The sequence below is a fragment of the Anaeromyxobacter terrae genome, from assembly GCF_022690685.1.
In the GTDB taxonomy this organism is placed as follows: domain Bacteria; phylum Myxococcota; class Myxococcia; order Myxococcales; family Anaeromyxobacteraceae; genus Anaeromyxobacter; species Anaeromyxobacter terrae.
In genome coordinates this window covers 25,388-43,873 of record NZ_JALCYY010000037.1, presented here as the reverse complement: position 1 = coordinate 43,873, position 18,486 = coordinate 25,388, and the positions used below count along the sequence as shown (strand labels likewise).

Sequence of the window (18,486 nt, the reverse complement as noted above, 5' to 3'; positions counted from 1 at the left end):
CTCTAGGCGGGAGGCGTCTCGCCGCCGGGGGCGGGCGACTCGGGCTCGTCGTCGACGTCATCGAGATCGTCGTAGTCGTCGGAGTCCATCGATGCCTCGATGGGCATCGCCTGATCCGCGAGGTCCGGGAGGGTCTTCAGGTGCTTCTCGTATTCCTTCTCGTCGAGGACGCCCTTGCGGACGTAGCGACTCGCGACACGCTTGTCGACGAGCTTGTTCTCGGGCTGATCGGCCATGGGTCCACCTGGAACGCGGGAGGCGGGCAAAATATGCGGCGCCTTGCGGGGCCGTCAAGCGCGTGTTAGCGCTGTGCTCATGCCCACTTCCGATGCCTCGGCGGGCGCCGCGCGGCGCGCGCGGCTCGCGGGGCTCTACGCCATCGTGGGGGGCGGAGACGCGGTGCGAGAGGCGCGAGCCGCGATCGCGGGCGGCGCGCGCGTCGTGCAGGTCCGCATCAAGGACGCTCCCGCGGGCGCGGTGCTCGCCGCGGCGCGGGAGATCGTGGCCCTCGCGCGGGGGCGCGCCCTCGTCATCGTGAACGACCGGGCCGACCTCGCGCTCCTCGCCGGCGCGGACGGCGTCCACCTCGGCGACGACGATCTTCCCCCGGCCGAGGCGCGCCGGCTCGTCGGCCCGGAGCTCCTCGTGGGCCGCACCACCCGCACGCTCGAGGAGGCGCGGGCCGCGATCGCCGAGGGCGCCGACCACGTCGGCTTCGGGCCGATCTTCGCGTCGCGCTCCAAGGACCTCGCCGTTCCGCCGCGGGGGCCCGCCATGCTCCGCGAGGTCGCCTCGGCCCTCGGCGCGCCGGTGGTCGCCATCGGCGGGATCGGCCTCGCGAACATCGGCGAGGTGGCCCGCGCGGGCGCGGCCTGCGCCGCCGTCATCGAGGCGATCTTCGGTGCGGGCGAGCCGCGCGAGAACGCCGCCCGGCTCGCCGAGGGCTTCGAGCGAGGCCGACTGCTCCAGGGGACGACGCCATGAGGGCACGCCCGCGCATCGGCCTCACGCTCGACGCGGACGAGGGGGAAGGGCGCTACTTCCTCGGCCGCGCCTACATCGAGGCGGTGCTCGCCGCGGGTGGGCTCCCCATCCTGCTCCCCCACGCGAAGGACGCCGCCGCCGCCTACCTCGCGCTCCTCGACGGGCTCGTCGTGACGGGCGGATTCTTCGACGTGCCGCCGGAGCTCTACGGCGACGCGCGCCGCGACGGGTGCGGCGCGACGAAGCCCGAGCGGACCGCGTTCGAGAAGGACCTCCTCGAGGCTGCGCTCGCCGCGCGCCTCCCGGTGCTGGGCGTGTGCGGCGGCATGCAGCTCCTGAACGTGGTCCGCGGTGGCACGCTCTACCAGGACCTGCCGCTCGAGGCGGGCATCCAGGGCCACGAGCAGCCCGCGCCGAAGGACGTCCCCTCCCACGAGGTGGCGGTCCAGCCGGGCACGCACCTCGCCGCCCTCGTCGGCCCAGGCGCGCTCTCCGTGAACTCGACGCACCACCAGGCGATCCGCGAGCCGGGCGCCGGCGTGCTCGTGTCCGCCCGCGCGCCGGACGGGATCGCCGAGGCGATCGAGCTGCCGGACCTGCCGTTCGCGCTCGGCGTCCAGTGGCACCCGGAGGCCGCACTTCGCCACGAGCCGCGCCACGCGGCGCTGTACCGCGGGCTCGTCGCCGCGGCGCAGGACCGCCGCCGGTGAGGGCGCGCGCCGCCGCGGCCAGGGCGGCGCGGGCGCCCCGGCCCGCGCGAGGCTCCCCGCCGCGCGTCCTCGTCGTCGCCGGCCTCGATCCTTCCGGCGGCGGCGGGCTCCTCGCCGATGTCGAGGCGATCCGGGCGGTCGGCGCGGAGGGCTGGGCGGTCGCGACCGCGCTGACCGCCCAGGGACCGGGCGGCGCGCGCGGCTTCGAGCCTGCGAGCCCCGGGATCCTGCTCGCCCAGATCGACGCGCTCGTGCTCGGCGCCGAGCGGCCGCGGGCGGTGAAGACCGGCATGCTCGCCGGCGCGACGCTCGCCCGTACGCTCGCCATCCGGCTCGGCGAGCGCCCGCTCGAGAAGGTCCCGCTCGTCGTCGACCCGGTCCTCGCCGCCTCCTCCGGCGCGTCGCTCTTCGACGCCGAGGGCCAGCAGCCGGGCGAGGCGCTCGCGCCGCTCCTCGCCCGAGCCCGGCTGGTCACGCCGAACCTGCCCGAGCTCGCGGCGCTCACCGGCCTCGACGTCTCGACGGACGACGCGGCGGTGCGCGCCGCCCGCGCGCTCCCCGCGCGCGCGGTGCTCGTGAAGGGCGGGCACCGGGCGGGCGCGCCGCTCGATCTGCTCGTGACGCGCGGCGGAGTGACGCGGATCGCCGGCCGCCGGCGCGGCGGGACCGCGCGCGGCACCGGCTGCAGGCTCGCCTCGACCATCGCGGCGCTCCTCGCGCGCGGCGCGTCGCTCGAGGAGGCGGTGCGCGCAGGTAAGCGCGCCGTGGAGCGCTACCTCGACCGCGCGGCGCGCTAGAATGCGGCGCGAGGGGGTGCGCATGAGGTGGAACCGCTCGCGGAGCTCCCGCGCCGTCACCGCGGCGGTGCTGGCCGTCGCGCTCGCCGCCACGGCGCCGCTCCCCGCGCGCGGCGAGCAGGTGCCCTTCATCGAGCGGGGGGAGCGCCCCGTCCCCTCGACGCGGCCGCCGCCCGAGCGCAACCTCGTTCTCCTGTTCAACGTCGCCGGCCTCGCCGGGAACCCCTTCGACGGCGATCGCGGCTGGCGGCTCGAGGCGGGCATCGAGCGACGGCCGGAGGGCCGCCGCCTCTCGTCCGCGGTGGTGATCGGCGGCGGCAGCGTGGCGGTGAAGGGCTACCCGGAGGAGTGGGCGCTCGGGTTCAGCGGTCAGGGCCGCTGGTACGCGCTGGGGGACTTCGAGCGCGGGCTGTTCATCGGCGGCGTCCTCGACTTCCGGCGCATCGGCCCGCACCTCATGTGCGGCGCCGGTCCGCTCGTCGGTTACCGCTACACGACGGCCGCGGGCGTGGCCGCCGAGGTCCACCTCGGCCTGCCGCTGCTCGCGGACTCGTTCTCCGGCGCCGACGCCGCGGGCCGGGTGCCGCTCCGGGACGCCTGGAGGGCGATGCTGCCCGGCGTCTTCATCGGCGTCGGCGGGGCGCTCCGCACCGGCCGGCGCTGAGAGAGAGCCCCGGCCTCGGGCGGGGCGGACGGCCTCACGGCCCGTCGCGCCGCTTCTCCATCTCGGCGAAGTAGGTCGTCGTCTTGAAGAAGACGAGCGGGATCGTGCCGGTGGGGCCCTGGCGCTGCTTCGCCACCACGAGCTGCACCTCGAGCGTGTCGCCGCTCGCCGTGCCGGCCTGGACGTCCTTGTTGTCCTCGTCGTTCCGGTGCAGGAACATGACGATGTCGGCGTCCTGCTCGATCGCGCCCGACTCGCGCAGGTCGGAGAGCATCGGCGGCTCGCCCTTGCGCTTCTCCACGCTCCGGTTCAGCTGCGAGAGCGCCACGATCGGGCACTCGAGCTCCTTCGCGAGCGACTTGAGCGAGCGGCTGATGGTGGCGATCTCCTGCTCGCGCGACTGGGTCGCCCGGTCCGAAGGGGCGTGCATGAGCTGGAGGTAGTCGATCATCACGAGGTCGAGGCCGCCGTTCTCGCGCTTCAGCTTGCGGCACTTCGAGCGGAGCTCGACCGGGGTGAGGACGAAGTTGTCGTCGAGCCAGATCGAGGCGGCGCCGATCTTGTCGGCGTGGGTGGCGATCTTCTGCCAGTCGTAGGCGGAGAGCTGACCCGCCGAGAGCCGCCGCCAGTCGAGCCGCGCCTCGGAGGCGAGCATGCGGAGCGCGAGCTGGTCGGAGGGCATCTCGAGCGAGAAGAACGCCACCTTCTTCGCCGCCTTGATCGCCGCGTGGGTGGCGATGTTGAGCGCGAAGGCGGTCTTGCCGACCGACGGGCGCGCGGCAAGGACGATGAGCGTGCCCGGCTGGAAGCCGAGGGTGTTCTTGTCGAGCGACTGGATGCCGGTCGGGACGCCGGTGATGGGCGAGAGGCCGGCCTGGACGCGCTTCTGGACCGCCTCGAGGTTCTCGATCGCCCGCATCACCGGCTCGGCGATCTTCTTCAGCGTGTCGGTGCCGGTGCCCGCCGCCGCGCCGAAGACGTCCTGCTGGGCGGAGTCGAGGAACTGCTGGACGTTCGGGCCCGCCTCGTAGCCGCGCTCCACCACCCGCTGGGCGGTGAGCATCATCTGGCGCAGCCGGGCGAGCTCCTGCACGGCGCGCGCGTAGTGCTGCACGTTGGCGGTCGTGCCGATGGCGCGGGCGAGCGAGAGCGGCAGCTCGCGCGGAACCGCGCTGCCGAGGAGCCCCTTCGCGTCGAGCCGCTGCTGGACGAGGATGGGGTCGAGGGTCTTCGACTCGCGCGCGAGCTCCTCGCACACCGCGTACACGTGCTGGTGCTGGAGCAGGTAGAAGTCGCCCGACTTGATGAGCGCGGCGACCTGGTCGAACGCGGTCTCCTCGACCAGGATCGCGCCCAGGACCGCCTGCTCGGCGTCGAGGCTGTGGGGCAGGTCGCGGGCGCTGCGCAGCGGGGCGACGAGCGCCTCGGAGGCGCGTCGGGCGGGATCGAGCTCGGCCATGGAACCGGCGCAGCCTACCAGCGACGTCCGACGGGATCACCGTGGATGGCCGGTGGAAAACGTCGGAAATCGTGGGGGAGATCGCTGTGGAGCGGCTGTGGACGGCGTGTGGATGGGCCGTGAATGCCGCCCTCGCCCGGACCGTCCGTCCCTTGCGCGCGGGCTACCGCCGGCGGATCGGGCGCCCGTGCCACGCCGGAGGGCGACCGCCTCCCACCTCGCGGCGCGACTCCCCCCGCTGCTAGAACTTCCCACCATGAAGAAGACAGCCGCCCTCGCCCTTCTCGCCGTCGTCGCCCTCGCGGCCTCCGGCTGCGCGGGCCTCACGGATCTCGCCCGCGTCGCGTTCAAGGATCCGAAGCTCACCTTCCGGACGGCGACCGTCGAGGCCCTCGATCTCGAGGGCGCCACCCTCGGCGTGAAGTTCGACCTCGAGAACCCGAACGGCTTCGGGCTCGACGTCGCCCGCGTCGCCTGGGGGGTCGAGGTGGAGGGGACCCGCATCGCGACGGGCGACATGCCGGGGGGGCTCGCCATCCCGGCGAACGGCGTCGCCCCGCTCACCATCCCGGTCCGCGTCCGGTTCCAGGACGTGCCGGGCATCGTCGGCCTGCTCACGAGCCGGCGCGACGCGATCGCCTACCGGCTCTCCGGCAAGGTGGGCGTCCGCACGCCCATTGGCGTCGTGGATCTGCCGGTCTCGCACTCCGACCGCCTCGCGCTGCCGGGCCTGCCGAGCTTCTCGCTCGAGGGCGTGTCGCTCCGCACGGCGTCCCTCACCGAGATGGCCCTCGACGTGAAGGTCCGCGTGAAGAACCCGAACGCCTTTCCCCTCCCGCCCGGGCGGCTCGACTACGCCCTGTCGCTCGCGGGCTCCGAGGTGGCGCGCGCGCGGGACTCCGCGCTCGCGCGGGTGGCGGGCGGCGGCGCGCAGACGATCGCGATCCCGGTGCGCCTCGACGTCCTGCGCGCCGCTCGCGCCGCCACCGAGCTCGCCCGCGGCGCGCCGGTCCGGCTCGGCATCGCCGGGACCGCCGAGGTGGCGGGCATCCCGCTCCCGCTCGACCTCGACGCGACCGTCCCGGTCCGGCGCTGACGACCGGACCGCCCCGCGAGGCGGCCGCGCCGGCGACGCGCTCCACGAGGAGCGTTTCGCTTTACGCACTGCCACCCCGAGACTAGCCTCCGCGTCGCGAAGGGAGCGGCATGGACGCGGAACAGCTGGTCGACGTGCCGCTCACGGCGGAGGAGCTCCGGGACGCCTGGCCGGCCCTCTCCTGGGAGGAGCGGATCGAGGGGTTCCACCGGCTCGTCCGCGCCGAGGCGGACGACTTCTTCCTCGAGCTGCCCCCCGCCGACGAGGCGGCGCTGCTCCTCGCCCTGCCGCCCCCCGAGCGGCGGCTGTGGATCCGGCTCCTCGCTCCCGACGACGCGGCCGACGTCATCCAGGACACGCCCGAGGAGGAGCGGCCCCGCCTCATCGAGCTGCTCGACCCGGTGGCGCGCCGCGAGGTGACCGCGCTCCTCGCCTACGCCGAGGACGCCGCCGGCGGCCTCATGAGCCCGCGCTTCGCGCGGCTGCGCCCGGAGATGACGGTGGACGAGGCGATCCGCTACCTGCGGCGCCAGGCCCGCGAGCAGGCGGAGACCATCTACTACGCGTACGTGCTCGACCCGGACCAGAAGCTCGTCGGCGTCGTGTCCTTCCGCGACCTCCTCACCGCGCCGCCGGACCGCCGCATCGCCGACCTCATGAAGCGCGAGGTGGTGAGCGTTCCGGACACGCTCGACCAGGAGGCGGTCGCGCGCATCATGGCGCACGAGGACGTGAACGCCATCCCGGTCGTGGACGGGCAGGGCCGCATGCAGGGCATCGTCACGGTCGACGACGTCGTCGACGTCGTGCAGCAGGAGGCGACCGAGGACATCCAGAAGATCGGCGGCATGGAGGCCCTCGACGCGCCCTACCTCGACACGGGCTTCCTCGCCATGGTGAAGAAGCGCGCGGGCTGGCTCGCCGCGCTCTTCATCGGCGAGATGTTCACCGCGACCGCGATGGCCGGCTTCGAGGACGAGATCGGGCGCGCGGTCGTCCTCGCGCTCTTCGTCCCGCTCATCATCTCGTCGGGCGGCAACTCCGGCTCGCAGGCCTCGACGCTCGTCATCCGCGCGATGGCGCTCGGCGAGGTGGCGGTGCGGGATGCTCTGCGCGTCGCCCGGCGGGAGGTCCTCTCCGGGCTCGCCCTCGGTCTCATCCTCGCGATCATCGGCTCCCTGCGCATCTTCGCCTGGCAGGGGCTGTTCGGGACGTACGGCCCGCGCACCCCCTCCATCGCGCTCACGGTGGCGAGCTCGCTCGTGCTCGTCGTGACCTGGGGCACGCTCATGGGATCGATGCTGCCCATGCTCATCCGCCGGCTGGGCTTCGACCCGGCGAGCGCCTCGGCGCCGTTCATCGCGACCCTCGTCGACGTCTGCGGGATCGTCATCTACTTCACCGCCGCGCGGCTCATCCTCGGGCTGTAGCCGACCGCCTGCGGCGGGATCGGCCCCCGCTGGGGCCCGAGCGGGCCGTTCACGCTCGACGTCACCTCCGGTATGGCTCGGGGCTCCGGAGGCGAGCGCCTCCGCGAAGGGAGTGCCGATGAAGCCCGTCCTGCTGGTCCTCGCGCTCGCGGCCGCGCTCGGCTGCGCGTCGTCGCGCGGCGCCGCGCGCGCGCCCGCCGCCCACCCGCCCGGCGCGCGCCTCGCCGTGCCCGTCGAGTACCACAAGCTCGACAACGGGCTGCGCGTCGTGCTCTCGCCGGACCGGAGCGTGCCCAAGGTCGCGGTCGGCGTGTACTACGGCATCGGCTTCCGCGTTGAGCCGAAGGACCGCACCGGCTTCGCCCACCTCTTCGAGCACATGATGTTCCAGGGCTCGCGGAACCTCGGGAAGATGCAGTTCATCAAGCTCGTGCAGTCGAACGGCGGGACGGTCAACGGGTCCACCCGCTTCGACTTCACGAACTACTACGAGGTCGTCCCCTCGAACGTGCTCGAGACGATCCTCTGGGCGGAGGCCGACCGGATGCGCGGCCTCGCCGTCACGCAGGAGAACCTCGACAACCAGAAGGGCGTGGTCTCGAACGAGGTGAAGGTGAACGTCCTCAACCGCCCGTACGGCGGGTTCCCCTGGCTCGACCTGCCGCAGGTCGCGAACGAGAACTGGTACAACGCCCACAACTTCTACGGCGACCTCGCCGACATCCAGGCGGCGACGCTCCCGGACGTCCAGAAGTTCTTCGAGACCTACTACGCGCCGAACGACGCGGTCGTGGCGCTCGCGGGCGACTTCGACCCGAAGGAGGCGCTCGGCTGGGTGAAGCGCTACTTCGGCGACATCCGTCCCTCCGCGCAGCCCGCGCGGCCGGACCTCACCGAGCCGCGCCAGGAGCGGGAGAAGCGCGTCGAGAAGCTGGATTCGCTCGCCGAGCGGCCCGCGCTCGCGCTCGCCTGGCACGCGCCGCCGCGGGGTACGCCCGAGCACGCGGCGTTCGTGCTCCTCGACCAGATGATCCTCCAGGGGCGCGACTCCGCGCTCTACCAGAAGCTCGTGCAGGAGAAGGGGCTCACCGGCGACGTGTCCGGCGGGCTGAACCTGCTCGGGAACCCCTGGAACTACCAGGGTCCCATGCTGGAGATCGCCTACCTCTTCCACGACGCGGACAAGGGGGCGGAGGAGCTCCTGCGCGCCGTCGACGAGGCGCTCGCGCCGTACGTCGAGAAGCCCGTGGACGCGGAGACGCTCGCGCGCGCCAAGGTGAAGGCGCGCTCCGCGCTCTACGCCGAGATGGAGCAGTTCGCGGGCTTCGGCCTCGTGGACCTCCTCGCCGCGCAGGCGCTCTTCGACGACGATCCCGCGCGCGTGAACCGGATCGAGGGAGAGCTGGAGGCGGTCACCCCGGCGCTCGTGCTCGAGACGGCGCGCGAGTGGCTCCGCCCGACGAACCGGACCGTGTTCCTCGTGAAGACGAAGGACCAGGGGAGAGCGCCATGACCTTCCTCGCCGCCGCCCTCGCGCTGGCCGTCGCCCAGGCCCCCGCCGCGCCCGCTGCCAGGGAGACGCCGCCGCCGCCGCGCCCGCCGGCGGACTTCCGCCTGCCGCGGACCCACGACTTCACCCTCCCCAACGGGCTCGCCGTCACGCTGGTGGAGATGGGTGAGCTCCCCAAGGCCACCGTGGCGCTCGTGTTCCGCGCCGGCACGGGCGACGACCCGGCGGACAAGACCGGGCTCTCGAGCTTCCTCGCCGCGCTCCTCACGGAGGGCACGAAGACGCGCAGCGCCGCCGAGATCGCCGGCGCCGCCGCGCGCTGGGGCGGCGCGATCGAGACGAACGTGACGCCCGACGAGACGATCGTCGGCGGCACGGTGCTCTCGGAGTTCGCCCCGGAGCTCGTGGCGCTCGTCGCCGACGTGGCCATGAACCCGGCCTTCCCGCCGCGCGAGGTGGAGCGCGTGCGGCAGGACACGCTCCGCTCGATCACCATCGCGCGGAGCCAGCCGCAGGTGCTCGCCCAGGAGCGGTTCCTCGCGACCCTCTACCCGGACCACCCCTACGGCAAGCTCCTCCCCACCCCGGAGATCGTCCGCGGCTACACCGTCGACGAGGCCCGGGCCTTCCAGGCCGCGAGCTACGGGGCACGGCGGGCGCACCTCTACGTCGCCGGGCGCTTCGACCGCGCCGCGACCGAGGCCCGCATCCGCGCGGCGCTCGCCTCGCTCCCGCCCGGCACGCCGCGCGTGGTCGCACCGCCCGCACCGGCGGCGCGCCGCGCCGTCCAGCTCGTCGCGCGGGCGGGCGCGGTCCAGTCCTCGCTCTACCTCGGGCTGCCGGTCCTCGATCCGGTCCACCCGGACTACCTGAAGCTCGCCGTCACGAACACGCTCCTCGGCGGCTACTTCTCCTCGCGCATCACCGCCAACATCCGCGAGGCGAAGGGCTACACCTACTCGCCCACGAGCGTCGTCTCGGTGCGCGCCGGGACCGGCTACTGGGCGGAGGTCGCCGACGTCACCACGGCGGTCACGGGGGCGGCGCTCGGGGAGGTCCTCGGCGAGGTGGAGCGGCTCCGCGCCGAGGCGCCGCGCGAGGAGGAGCTGCGCGCGGTGCAGGCGTTCCTCGCCGGCACCTTCGTCCTGCAGACCTCCGATCGCGACGGGCTCGTCGCGCGCCTGCGCTTCGTGGACCTGCACGGCCTCGGCGAGAGGTGGCTCGAGGACTACGTGAGGAACGTCCGCGCCGTCACGCCCGAGGACGTGAGGCGCATGGCGCAGACCTGGCTCGACCCCGCTCGGATGACGGCGGTGGTGGTGGGAGATCCGGCCCAGGTGACGGAGCAGGTGCGGCCATTCGGGGAGATCGTCCCGGCGCCGCCGCCGGCCGCGCCTCCGCCGGAGGCCACGCCGCCCGTCCCCCCGGCTCCGCCGAAGGCCCCCGCGCCGGCGAAGCAGCGGCCGCCCGGCAAGCGGCCCTGAGCGACCGCGCGCCGGCGCGGACGAGGCGCTCCTACTCGAGCTTCGAGAGGAACTCCTTCGCCTCGTCCACGGTGTCGAAGACGTGGAAGTCGCGCCGGGCGAGGATCTTGAGCGTGTTGAACACCATGCGGTGCATGCCGGAGAGCCCGGTCACGGCCGCCGCCTTCACGTGAGGCCGGTTCCCGTCGGTGAGCGCGCGCAGCGCCTCGATGAGCTTCATGTCCGCCACGACGTTCTTCGCGTTCGTGATGGTGAGGACCGAGCCGAGCGGCTGGGAGCGCACGTCTCGCGCGACCTGCGCGGCGAGGGCGACGACGCCGTCCGCGCCGAGCCCCTCGGCGTCGATGAGGTAGAGGCGCTTCCCCTTGTGCTCGATGAAACGGGCGCGGCGGCTGACGTCCATCATGGCCTCCCAGGACATCGGGGGTGCGGTCTTCTAGCACGTGGCCGAGGGAGCCTCGCAGCGGCCGCCCCCCCGAGGTCGGGCCCCGCGCGTGACGAGCGATCCCGCGAGGGTGTCCGCCCGCGCGAAGACCCGCGGCTGCCTCCGGGAACGTTTGACGTCATATGGTCGGGTGCATAGTCTGCGCGCCGCTTTGTCCGACGAGATCGCGGCCGACATCCAGGCGTTCATGCTCGCCTGCGTGGACTCCTACGAGCAGCTCGAGGTCCTGCTGCTCCTGCGGCGCGAGGCGGCGGGGCCCTTCACGGCGGCGCGCGTCGCGGAGGCCCTCCGGCTCCCGCTCGCGTCGGCGGAGCGCTCGCTCGACGAGCTCGCCGGGCGGGGGCTCCTCTCGGCCACGGGGCGGAGCGAGCGGAGCTACCGCTACGCGCCAGCCGATCCGGCCACCGCCGACGTCGTCGGCCGGCTCGCCCGCGCGTACGCCGAGCGCCGCGTGGCGGTGATCGATCTCATGAGCGCGAACGCGATGAGCCGGATCCGCAGGTCGGCGCTGCGCACCTTCGCGGAGGCCTTCCGGCTGCGAGGCGCGAAGAGGTCGGGGCGCTGAGCCCAGAGGCGTCGGCGATCAGGCCGGCTCGTGCTCGGCGGGGCCGGCCGCGAGACGAGAGTCGCGAATCAACGCGCGCTCCTGCCCGGCTTGGACCCACGCACGGCCCATGCGCGTGCGGTGAGCCGGATGGATCCGTCCGCCTCGACCGGCAGCATCCGGCGGAACCCCTCGCGCAGCGCGGCGCGGTGGTCCTCCGGAAGCGACATGACGTACGCCGGCGCCGGGCCCTGCCCGCCGAGGAACGGGGACCACAGGTCGTCGAAGTCGCGGAAGTGCATGGGGACGTCGACGGCGCGCGAGGCGATCCCCGAGAGGCCCGCCGCATCGAGCAGCGCCCGGAGCGGCGCGGGCGCGCAGATCGGAAAGCGCTCGCCCTCGTCGAGAGGAGCCGCCCCGGGATGCCGCTCCTTCGCTGCGTCCCAGAACCGGCGCACGAGCTCCATCCCGGCGGCGTAGTCCCACACGTACAGCGCGATCGTGCTCCCCGGCCGTCCGGCGCGCGCCATCTCCGCGACCATGCGCGCCGCCTCCGGCACGAAGTTCAGGACCAGCCCGGAGACGACGGCGTCGAACCGAGCGGATGCGACGGGCAGCGCCCGGGCGTCCCCGACTCCGAACGCCGCCCTCGCGTCCGTCACGGCTGCGCGTGCGTGCGCGGCGAACCTGCTCGAGCGATCGATTCCCAGCACCGCGCTCGGCTCGGCGCCTCCGGCGATCGCGTCGACGAGCGCGCCAGCGCCGCACCCGACGTCGAGCCAGCGCCGGTGAGGCGGTACGCCGAGCCAGCCGACGAACTCGCGCGCGACGAGCCGGCTCCAGCGGCCGACGTACGCCTCGTACGCCGCTCCAACCGCCCACACGTCGTGCACCGACCGCTCGTCAGGCATCTTCCGCTCCGGGCGCCGACGCTCAGGGCCGCCCCGGAGCAGCGTGGTTTCGGAGGCGGGCGGGGTGTGCCACTCCCGGTCGGGGGTCGTGCCGCGGCGGCCGCGAGGTAGCGCCGCCGGGTGCCGAGCCAGCTGAGACTGCCTGAGGAACGAAGAGGGGTAGGACCTGCCGCATCGCTCTCGAGGCTGCAGCGGTCAGAAACCCGATGAGTAGCCGGCGGGCAGGTCGGTGGACCAGCCGACCGACCGCACCTGGCCGCGTCCCAACGTCAGGACGTACGTCGTGGCGGACTTGGTGGAGCGCTCCTCCGAGATGCGGCCGAGGTCGTCTAGCCGGGACCTGAGCGCGGCGGACCGCTGGGGCACGGAGACGTGCAACCCCTCGGGGCGCCGCATCACCTCTACCTCGGTCATCCCCGCGGCCAGGGCGGCGCCGACGGCACGGGCGATCACGGTGCGATGCTCCTCGTTGCGCGTCGCCCCGATGACAAGCTCCACCAGCGTGCCTGCCTGCTGCGTCTCCCTGAGCACGTTCAGCTCGTTGACCGCCGTCGTGAGGCGCGTGCACTCCTCGCTGGCCTGACGGACCCGGTCCCAGACCTTGGCGCTGGGGGGCCACCACGGCTTCGGGGGCAGCTGGCGTGGCCGAGCGGCAGTCGGTGATCGCTGCGGCTCCTCCCTCGTGGCAGCCGAGAGAACCAAGCTGCAGCCAGCGCCTGTGCATCTCGCCGCCTCCAGCCAGGCTCCCTCCGGGAGCGAGATCCGCCCCACGAGGTCCAGCAGCTCGGCCGGCTTGGGGCCAGTTCGCACGCGGACCGAGGTGGTGGTCCACCGTCCGTTCTTCCGCGCGGGGAGCCGCTCCTCGAGCTCGAGCCCGGCGGCCACGACCACGTCCTCGAGGCCACCGACGGCGCGCGCGAGCGCGGCAGCACGCTGCTTCAGGGCGCGCTCGTCCTCGGCGGCCGTGGCCCTCAGTGGCTCCAGCGATCGTTCCAACGCCCGAAGCGTCCGGAGCTGGGCCTCGAGCTCCTCCTCGGCCCTCAGGAGCGCGGGATCGCGCCAGTGGACGTGACGCACGGCCTCCGTGCCACCGCATCGACCGGCCCTGTTCGCTGCTGCCAGGAGCACCGCCGTACTGACGAGCGCCAGGATGGTCGAGAGACGTGATGATCGGCGCGCGCGGCAAGCTGGCTCGCTCGTCGGAGCCGTCCGCGACGCCGCGGTGGCCGGGGAGGCGGAGGTCGCGCGGGCCGGGGCTCCCTCAGCGCGGGACCTGCACCGCGGGCACTTGTCCTGCCCTCGGGAGTGGCGCAGGCCGCACGCCCGGCAGACGGTCCACTGCGTCATGTTCCCCTCCCGAGGTAGGCGCCCGCGCTGGGCGCACATGGGCGCGCGCTGCGATCGCCGCAAGGCGCACCGCCTGCGACGCACCGCGGACACTTCCCGTCCGGTCGCGCGAGTGCTCGGGCCCGCAGGCAGGCCAACGTCGATTCCCTTCAGCGCGGTCCGTCACGGTCAGTAGAGCACGAGACACACCCTCGGTCACGCCCACGCCGCCTGGCCGCTTCATCGTCGCCTGCGCAGAACGAAGCCGACCCGCAATCCCACTCCAGCTGGATAGGGCCTCATCGCGTCGCCAGCGGCGCGCGAAGCTTCTCCGCCCGGCTGTCTGCGGGACAGATGTGACGGGGCCGCGTTCTACCCCGCCGCCCTCTCCAGCCCCCGCACGAGGAAGTAGATCGCGTCCGGGTGGTGCAGCACGATCGCCGACGTCGACGCCTCCGGGACCATCTGGTTCGCCTCGGTGAGCGAGACGCCGATGGTGCGGTCGGGCTCGAGCAGCTTCCACAGCTGCCGCTGGTCGGCGAGGTCCGGCCAGGACGGATAGCCCGGCGAGTAGCGCTTGCCCTGACCGTCGGGGAGCCCAAGCTCCTTCCGCACCTGGCGGTGCCAGTACTCCGCCATGGCCTCGGCGGTCTCGACGGCGAGGCCGTGCAGGAAGAGCGCGCGCGTGTAGTCGCCCCGCTCCTGCGCCTCGTGCGCGACCCTGGAGGCCTGGTCACCCACCGTGACGACCTGGAAGGCGCACACGTCCGCGCCGCGCTCCTCGCGGAACCAGTCCGCCATGCAGAGGTTCCGGTCGTCGGGCTGGCGCGGGAGCCTGAGGCGCGCGACCTCGGCCTTGCGGTGCGCTGGGTCGAGCACCACGAGGTCGTTCCCCTCGGCGTGGCAGGGGAAGTACCCGTAGACGACCTTCGGCACGAGCCAGCCCTGCGCCTGGGCCTCGCTCTTCAGCTCCTCGAGCTTCGGCCCGAACTCCTCGCGGATGAGCTTCTCGTACTCCTCGCCCTTCGCCTTCACGCCCCACTGCAGCTTGAAGAGCTCCGGCAGGTCCAGCATCGGCCACACGTCGGCGAGCTCGATCTGCCCGGCGGGCACCACGCGCGGTCCCCAGAACGGCGGCGCCGGGATGCGCGGCGCGGCCGCGACGGACGACGCGCGCTTCCTGGGCGCGGGCGGCGGCGCCGGGGAGGCCGGCAGGTCGCGGTTCGCGATGGCCTTCTGCAGCACCCCGTGCTTGAGCGCGTCGCGCTTCGCCGGATCGACGAGCTGCTCGACGATCTCGAGCCCCTCGAAGGCGTCCTTCGCGTAGAAGACCCCGCCCGCGTACGGCGTCCCGCCCTGCGTGAAGTGGGCCTTGTAGCCGAAGCGCCGGTTGATGGCCGCGCCGCCGATGATGATGGGGAAGGCGAGGTTCCGCCGGGCGAGCTCCTCGACGCAGAACGGCATCTGCTTGGAGGTCGAGACGAGCAGGGCGGAGAGGCCGATCGCGTCGGCGTTGGTGGCGACCGCCTTCTCGATGATGGTCGCGACCGGCACCTGCTTGCCGAGGTCGTGCACCGTGAAGCCGTTGTTCGAGAGGATGGTCTTCACGAGGTTCTTGCCGATGTCGTGCACGTCCCCGTAGACCGTGGCGAGCACGACCGTGCCCTTCGTCGAGCCGGCCTTCTTCTCGAGGAACTGCTCGAGGTGGGCGACCGCCTTCTTCATCACCTCCGCCGACTGCAGCACGAACGGCAGGATGAGCTCGCCCGCGCCGAACCGGTCGCCGACGTCCTTCATCGCCGGCAGGAGCACCTCGTTCAGCACCGACACCGCCGAGCGGCTGGCGAGCGCGTCGTCGATGAGCGCCTCGATCCCCTCCGGGCGGCGGTGGAGGATCTGCAGGTGGATCCGCTCCTCCGCGCTCCTACCGCCCGCCCCGGCGAGCGGGTCCACCGCCGCCTTCTCCGGCGCGCCCTTCGCGCCGAAGTGGGCGATGAGCCGCGCGAGCGCGTCGGGGCGTCGGTCGAAGAGGAGGTCCTCGGCGAGGGCGCGCTCCTCCTCCACGATGGAGGGGTAGGGGCGGATGTCCTTCGGGTTCACGATGGCGAGGTCGAGGCCCGCCTGCACCGCGTGGTAGAGGAAGACCGAGTTCACCACCTCGCGCGCGCTCTTCGCGAGGCCGAACGAGACGTTCGAGACGCCGAGGGTGGTGAGGACGCCGGGGTTCTCCGCCTTGATGCGGCGGATCCCCTCGAGCGTCTCGAGCGCGCTCCGGCGGTACTCCTCGCCGCCGGTCGCGAGCGTGAAGGTGAGCGCGTCGAACACCAGGCTGTCCGGCGGGACGCCGTAGTCCTTCGCGATCGCCACGGTGCGGCGGGCCACCTCCGCCTTGCGCTCGCCGGTCTGGGCCATGCCCTTCTCGTCGATGGTCATGGCGACCACCGCCGCGCCGTAGCGGCGCACGAGCGGCAGGACCCGCTTCACGCGCTCGCCCGACTTCTCGAGGTTCACCGAGTTCACGATGCAGCGGCCCGGGTACACCTTGAGCGCGCCCTCGACCACGTCCGCCTCGGTCGAGTCGATCATGAGCGGCGCGTCCACCGACTGGGCGAGGAGCTTCGCGAGCGTGCGCATCTGCGCGCCCTCGTCGTCGCGCTCGTTGAGCGCCACGCACACGTCGAGCACGTGCGCGCCGGCCTCGACCTGGCCGCGCGCGATCTGCACGAGCCCGGGGTAGTCGTCGGCGAGGAGCAGCTCCTTCACCTTCTTCGAGCCCTGGCTGTTGAGCCGCTCGCCCACGATGAGCGGGCGGGGCTCCATCGCGAGCGGGACCGCCTTCATGGCGCTCGACAGCTCGGCGGCGGGACGCGTCCGGGCGCGCCGTGGCGCGTGGAGCGCGCGCACCCGCTCGACGACCTTGCGCAGGTGCTCGGGCGTCGTCCCGCAGCAGCCGCCCACGATGTCCACGCCGTACTCGGCGATGAACCCGGCGAGCGCGTCGGCGAGGGCGTCCGGCGAGAGCTTGTAGACCGCGTGCCCGTCCTCGTTCTCGGGCATCCCCGCGTTCGGGAGGACCGAGACGTAGTGGGAGGACCGCTCCGCGAGGTAGCGCACCGCCGCGCGCATCTCGGCGGGGCCGGTGGAGCAGTTGAGGCCGACGGCGTCGACCGGGAGCCGCTCGAGCGTGGCGAGGGCGCTCCCGACGTCGGTGCCGAGCAGCATCCGGCCGTTCGCGTCGATGAGCGTCGGCTGGGCGATGATGAAGACGTCGCGCAGGCACTCCCTGCGGCAGGCGTCCGCGGCGAGCACGGCGGCGCGCAGCTCCAGCATGTCCTGCTGGGTCTCGATGATGATCGCGTCGACGCCGCCCTCGATGAGCCCCTTCGCCTGCTCGAAGAAGATCCGCTCCAGCGCGTCGGAGGTGATGTTCCCGAGCGCCGGGTCGGAGGAGGAGGGCAGCATCCCGGTCGGCCCGATGGAGCCGGCGACGAAGCGGGGGTGCTCGGGGGTCTGGAAGCGCTCCGCGGCGCGGCGGGCGAGGATGGCGGCGCGGAAGTTCACCTCGTAGGTCCGGTGCCCGAGGCCGTACTCGTCGAGCTTGAGGCGCGACGAGCCGAACGTGTTGGTCTCGACGGCGTCGCAGCCGGCCGCGAAGTAGCGCGCGTGGATGTCCTCGACGAGATCGGGCCGCGTCAGCGTGAGGAGATCGTTCGCGCCCTCCTTGCCGCCGAACTCGGCGGCGGTGAGCTGGTGGCGCTGGATCTGGGTGCCCATCGCGCCGTCGAACACGAGGGGGCGGCGGTCGATGGCTTCGCGAAAGGTCACGGGGCTCCTCGAAAATGGCAGGCCCGCGCGAGCGGCGCGGGCCGTCCTCGACTGATAGCACCGCCGTGCGCATCGATCGAGCGCGCGGACGACCCGGCGCGGGCGGGGGACGCGCCTTCGGGACCCCGCGGCGGGGGGACGCGCGGGCGGGGCCCCGCCGGCCCGCCCGCTGCCCCGGCGAGCCCGGGCCGCTACGATCACCGCGTGCTCCACGAGGCGCGCCACTGGCAGCCCACCGCCGACGGACGGTTGCTCTGCACGCTCTGCCCGCGGGCGTGCCGCATCGGGGAGGGGCAGGCCGGGTTCTGCTTCATCCGCCAGAACCGCGGGGGCCGGCTCGTCACCGCCGGTTACGGCCGCTCCACCGGGTTCGCGGTGGATCCCATCGAGAAGAAGCCGCTCGCGCACTACCTGCCGGGCTCGAGCGTCCTCTCGTTCGGGACCGCCGGCTGCTGCCTCGGCTGCCGCTTCTGCCAGAACTGGGACATCTCCAAGGCCCGCCTCGACGACCGCGCCTCCGAGGATCGCTGGACGCCGGAGCGGGTGGTGGACCTCGCCGTGGCGCGCGGTGCGCCGGGCATCGCCTTCACCTACAACGATCCCATCATCTGGGCGGAGTACGCGATCGACGTCGCCAGGGAGGCGCACGCGCGCGGCCTCTTCACGGTGTTCGTGACGAGCGGCTACGTGGCGGGCGAGGCGCGGGCCGAGATCTTCCGCCACATGGACGCGACGAACGTGGACCTGAAGGCGTTCACCGAGGAGTTCTACGCCCGCGTCACCCTCTCGCACCTCGCGCCAGTCCTCGACACGCTCGCCTGGCTCGCGAAGGAGACGGACGTCTGGGTGGAGGTGACGAACCTCCTCATCCCCGGCCTCAACGACGCGCCGGACGAGACCCGTCGGCTCGCCGACTGGGTGGCGGAGCACATGGGCCCGGACGTGCCCCTGCACTTCACGGCCTTCCACCCGGACTACAAGCTGCTCGACCGGCCCCGGACGCCGGCTGCGACGCTCACCCGCGCGCGCGCCATCGCCCGCGCCGCGGGCCTCCGCCACGTCTACACCGGCAACGTGCACGACCCCGACGGCCAGACCACCTTCTGCCCGCGCTGCGGCGCGCGCGTCATCGAGCGCGACTGGCACGCCGTGCGCGCGGTGTGGATGAAGGCCGGCGCCTGCGCCGCCTGCGGCGAGCGGATCGCGGGGCGCTTCGCGGAGGGGGAGGTCGCCCCGACCGCCGGGCGGCGCGTCATGCTGGGGCTGCCGGAGGTCTGAACGGGCGCCGACGGGCTCTGCTC

General features: G+C 73.5%; 16 protein-coding genes. 10 read left to right on the top strand and 6 right to left on the bottom strand.

Annotated elements, in window-relative coordinates; all coding sequences use genetic code 11:
• Positions 1 to 2: 2 nt before the first annotated feature.
• On the bottom strand, positions 3 to 236 hold the full coding sequence (locus MNY62_RS16560) for a hypothetical protein (protein ID WP_242345297.1): 234 nt from the start codon (positions 234 to 236) through the stop codon (positions 3 to 5).
• 79 nt (positions 237 to 315) lie between these two features.
• Here MNY62_RS16560 and thiE point away from each other — a divergent pair, with 79 nt between their 5' ends.
• The 4 genes from thiE to MNY62_RS16540 are packed head-to-tail and all read left to right on the top strand — an operon-like array spanning position 316 to position 3,155.
• Positions 316 to 984 (top strand): thiamine phosphate synthase, encoded by a 669-nt coding sequence (gene thiE / locus MNY62_RS16555; RefSeq protein WP_242345296.1) that lies wholly within the window; start codon positions 316 to 318, stop codon positions 982 to 984.
• Positions 981 to 1,694 carry a gamma-glutamyl-gamma-aminobutyrate hydrolase family protein gene (locus tag MNY62_RS16550; RefSeq protein ID WP_242345295.1) on the top strand — a complete coding sequence of 238 codons (714 nt, stop codon included), beginning with the start codon at positions 981 to 983 and terminating at the stop codon, positions 1,692 to 1,694. The genes thiE and MNY62_RS16550 overlap by 4 nt, the downstream gene beginning before the upstream one ends.
• Positions 1,691 to 2,491: a bifunctional hydroxymethylpyrimidine kinase/phosphomethylpyrimidine kinase gene (thiD, locus tag MNY62_RS16545; protein WP_242345294.1), complete on the top strand. Its 801-nt coding sequence runs from the start codon at positions 1,691 to 1,693 to the stop codon at positions 2,489 to 2,491. Before MNY62_RS16550 ends, thiD begins: the two co-directional genes overlap by 4 nt.
• A 22-nt stretch (positions 2,492 to 2,513) precedes the next feature.
• Positions 2,514 to 3,155 carry a hypothetical protein gene (locus MNY62_RS16540; RefSeq protein WP_242345293.1) on the top strand — a complete coding sequence of 214 codons (642 nt, stop codon included), beginning with the start codon at positions 2,514 to 2,516 and terminating at the stop codon, positions 3,153 to 3,155.
• Positions 3,156 to 3,189: 34 nt separating this feature from the next.
• Here MNY62_RS16540 and dnaB read toward each other — a convergent pair whose 3' ends face one another.
• Entirely contained in the window at positions 3,190 to 4,614 is a 1,425-nt protein-coding gene (gene dnaB / locus MNY62_RS16535; protein WP_242345292.1) for a replicative DNA helicase, read from the bottom strand.
• A gap of 256 nt (positions 4,615 to 4,870) precedes the next feature.
• Between dnaB and MNY62_RS16530 the strand changes: the two genes are divergently transcribed.
• The 4 genes from MNY62_RS16530 to MNY62_RS16515 all read left to right on the top strand — a co-directional run bounded on the left by MNY62_RS16530 (position 4,871) and on the right by MNY62_RS16515 (position 10,134).
• On the top strand, positions 4,871 to 5,710 hold the full coding sequence (locus tag MNY62_RS16530) for an LEA type 2 family protein (protein WP_242345291.1): 840 nt from the start codon (positions 4,871 to 4,873) through the stop codon (positions 5,708 to 5,710).
• Between the two features lie 110 nt (positions 5,711 to 5,820).
• Complete coding sequence (gene mgtE / locus MNY62_RS16525; protein ID WP_242345290.1) at positions 5,821 to 7,140, top strand: magnesium transporter; 1,320 nt, start codon at positions 5,821 to 5,823, stop codon at positions 7,138 to 7,140.
• Between the two features lie 118 nt (positions 7,141 to 7,258).
• Positions 7,259 to 8,653: a M16 family metallopeptidase gene (locus MNY62_RS16520; RefSeq protein ID WP_242345289.1), complete on the top strand. Its 1,395-nt coding sequence runs from the start codon at positions 7,259 to 7,261 to the stop codon at positions 8,651 to 8,653.
• Positions 8,650 to 10,134, top strand: a complete 1,485-nt coding sequence (locus MNY62_RS16515) for a M16 family metallopeptidase (RefSeq protein WP_242345288.1) — start codon at positions 8,650 to 8,652, stop codon at positions 10,132 to 10,134. The genes MNY62_RS16520 and MNY62_RS16515 overlap by 4 nt, the downstream gene beginning before the upstream one ends.
• A gap of 31 nt (positions 10,135 to 10,165) precedes the next feature.
• On the opposite strand, the gene MNY62_RS16510 is transcribed toward MNY62_RS16515, so the two are convergent.
• Positions 10,166 to 10,555 (bottom strand): hypothetical protein, encoded by a 390-nt coding sequence (locus MNY62_RS16510; RefSeq protein WP_242345287.1) that lies wholly within the window; start codon positions 10,553 to 10,555, stop codon positions 10,166 to 10,168.
• A 175-nt stretch (positions 10,556 to 10,730) separates the two neighbouring features.
• On the opposite strand from MNY62_RS16510, the gene MNY62_RS16505 reads away from it, so the two are divergent.
• Positions 10,731 to 11,144, top strand: a complete 414-nt coding sequence (locus tag MNY62_RS16505) for a hypothetical protein (RefSeq protein ID WP_242345286.1) — start codon at positions 10,731 to 10,733, stop codon at positions 11,142 to 11,144.
• Positions 11,145 to 11,212: 68 nt separating this feature from the next.
• On the opposite strand, the gene MNY62_RS16500 is transcribed toward MNY62_RS16505, so the two are convergent.
• From MNY62_RS16500 to metH, 3 genes are all read right to left on the bottom strand, one after another.
• Positions 11,213 to 12,034: a class I SAM-dependent methyltransferase gene (locus MNY62_RS16500; protein ID WP_242345285.1), complete on the bottom strand. Its 822-nt coding sequence runs from the start codon at positions 12,032 to 12,034 to the stop codon at positions 11,213 to 11,215.
• 195 nt (positions 12,035 to 12,229) lie between these two features.
• Complete coding sequence (locus MNY62_RS16495; protein ID WP_242345284.1) at positions 12,230 to 13,111, bottom strand: hypothetical protein; 882 nt, start codon at positions 13,109 to 13,111, stop codon at positions 12,230 to 12,232.
• Positions 13,112 to 13,732: 621 nt separating this feature from the next.
• Complete coding sequence (metH, locus tag MNY62_RS16490; protein WP_242345283.1) at positions 13,733 to 17,185, bottom strand: methionine synthase; 3,453 nt, start codon at positions 17,183 to 17,185, stop codon at positions 13,733 to 13,735.
• 204 nt (positions 17,186 to 17,389) lie between these two features.
• On the opposite strand from metH, the gene amrS reads away from it, so the two are divergent.
• Positions 17,390 to 18,463, top strand: a complete 1,074-nt coding sequence (gene amrS / locus MNY62_RS16485) for an AmmeMemoRadiSam system radical SAM enzyme (RefSeq protein WP_242345282.1) — start codon at positions 17,390 to 17,392, stop codon at positions 18,461 to 18,463.
• Positions 18,464 to 18,486: the final 23 nt, after the last annotated feature.

What these genes read in the sequence shown, in the direction of transcription:
- MNY62_RS16500 (WP_242345285.1), bottom strand. Translation starts at nt 12,034, where the DNA reads ATGCCTGACGAGCGGTCGGTGCACGACGTGTGGGCGGTTGGAGCGGCG.
- MNY62_RS16510 (WP_242345287.1), bottom strand. Translation starts at nt 10,555, where the DNA reads ATGTCCTGGGAGGCCATGATGGACGTCAGCCGCCGCGCCCGTTTCATC.
- dnaB (WP_242345292.1), bottom strand. Translation starts at nt 4,614, where the DNA reads ATGGCCGAGCTCGATCCCGCCCGACGCGCCTCCGAGGCGCTCGTCGCC.
- thiE (WP_242345296.1), top strand. Translation starts at nt 316, where the DNA reads ATGCCCACTTCCGATGCCTCGGCGGGCGCCGCGCGGCGCGCGCGGCTC.
- MNY62_RS16520 (WP_242345289.1), top strand. Translation starts at nt 7,259, where the DNA reads ATGAAGCCCGTCCTGCTGGTCCTCGCGCTCGCGGCCGCGCTCGGCTGC.
- MNY62_RS16550 (WP_242345295.1), top strand. Translation starts at nt 981, where the DNA reads ATGAGGGCACGCCCGCGCATCGGCCTCACGCTCGACGCGGACGAGGGG.
- MNY62_RS16530 (WP_242345291.1), top strand. Translation starts at nt 4,871, where the DNA reads ATGAAGAAGACAGCCGCCCTCGCCCTTCTCGCCGTCGTCGCCCTCGCG.
- MNY62_RS16540 (WP_242345293.1), top strand. Translation starts at nt 2,514, where the DNA reads ATGAGGTGGAACCGCTCGCGGAGCTCCCGCGCCGTCACCGCGGCGGTG.
- mgtE (WP_242345290.1), top strand. Translation starts at nt 5,821, where the DNA reads ATGGACGCGGAACAGCTGGTCGACGTGCCGCTCACGGCGGAGGAGCTC.
- MNY62_RS16560 (WP_242345297.1), bottom strand. Translation starts at nt 236, where the DNA reads ATGGCCGATCAGCCCGAGAACAAGCTCGTCGACAAGCGTGTCGCGAGT.
- MNY62_RS16515 (WP_242345288.1), top strand. Translation starts at nt 8,650, where the DNA reads ATGACCTTCCTCGCCGCCGCCCTCGCGCTGGCCGTCGCCCAGGCCCCC.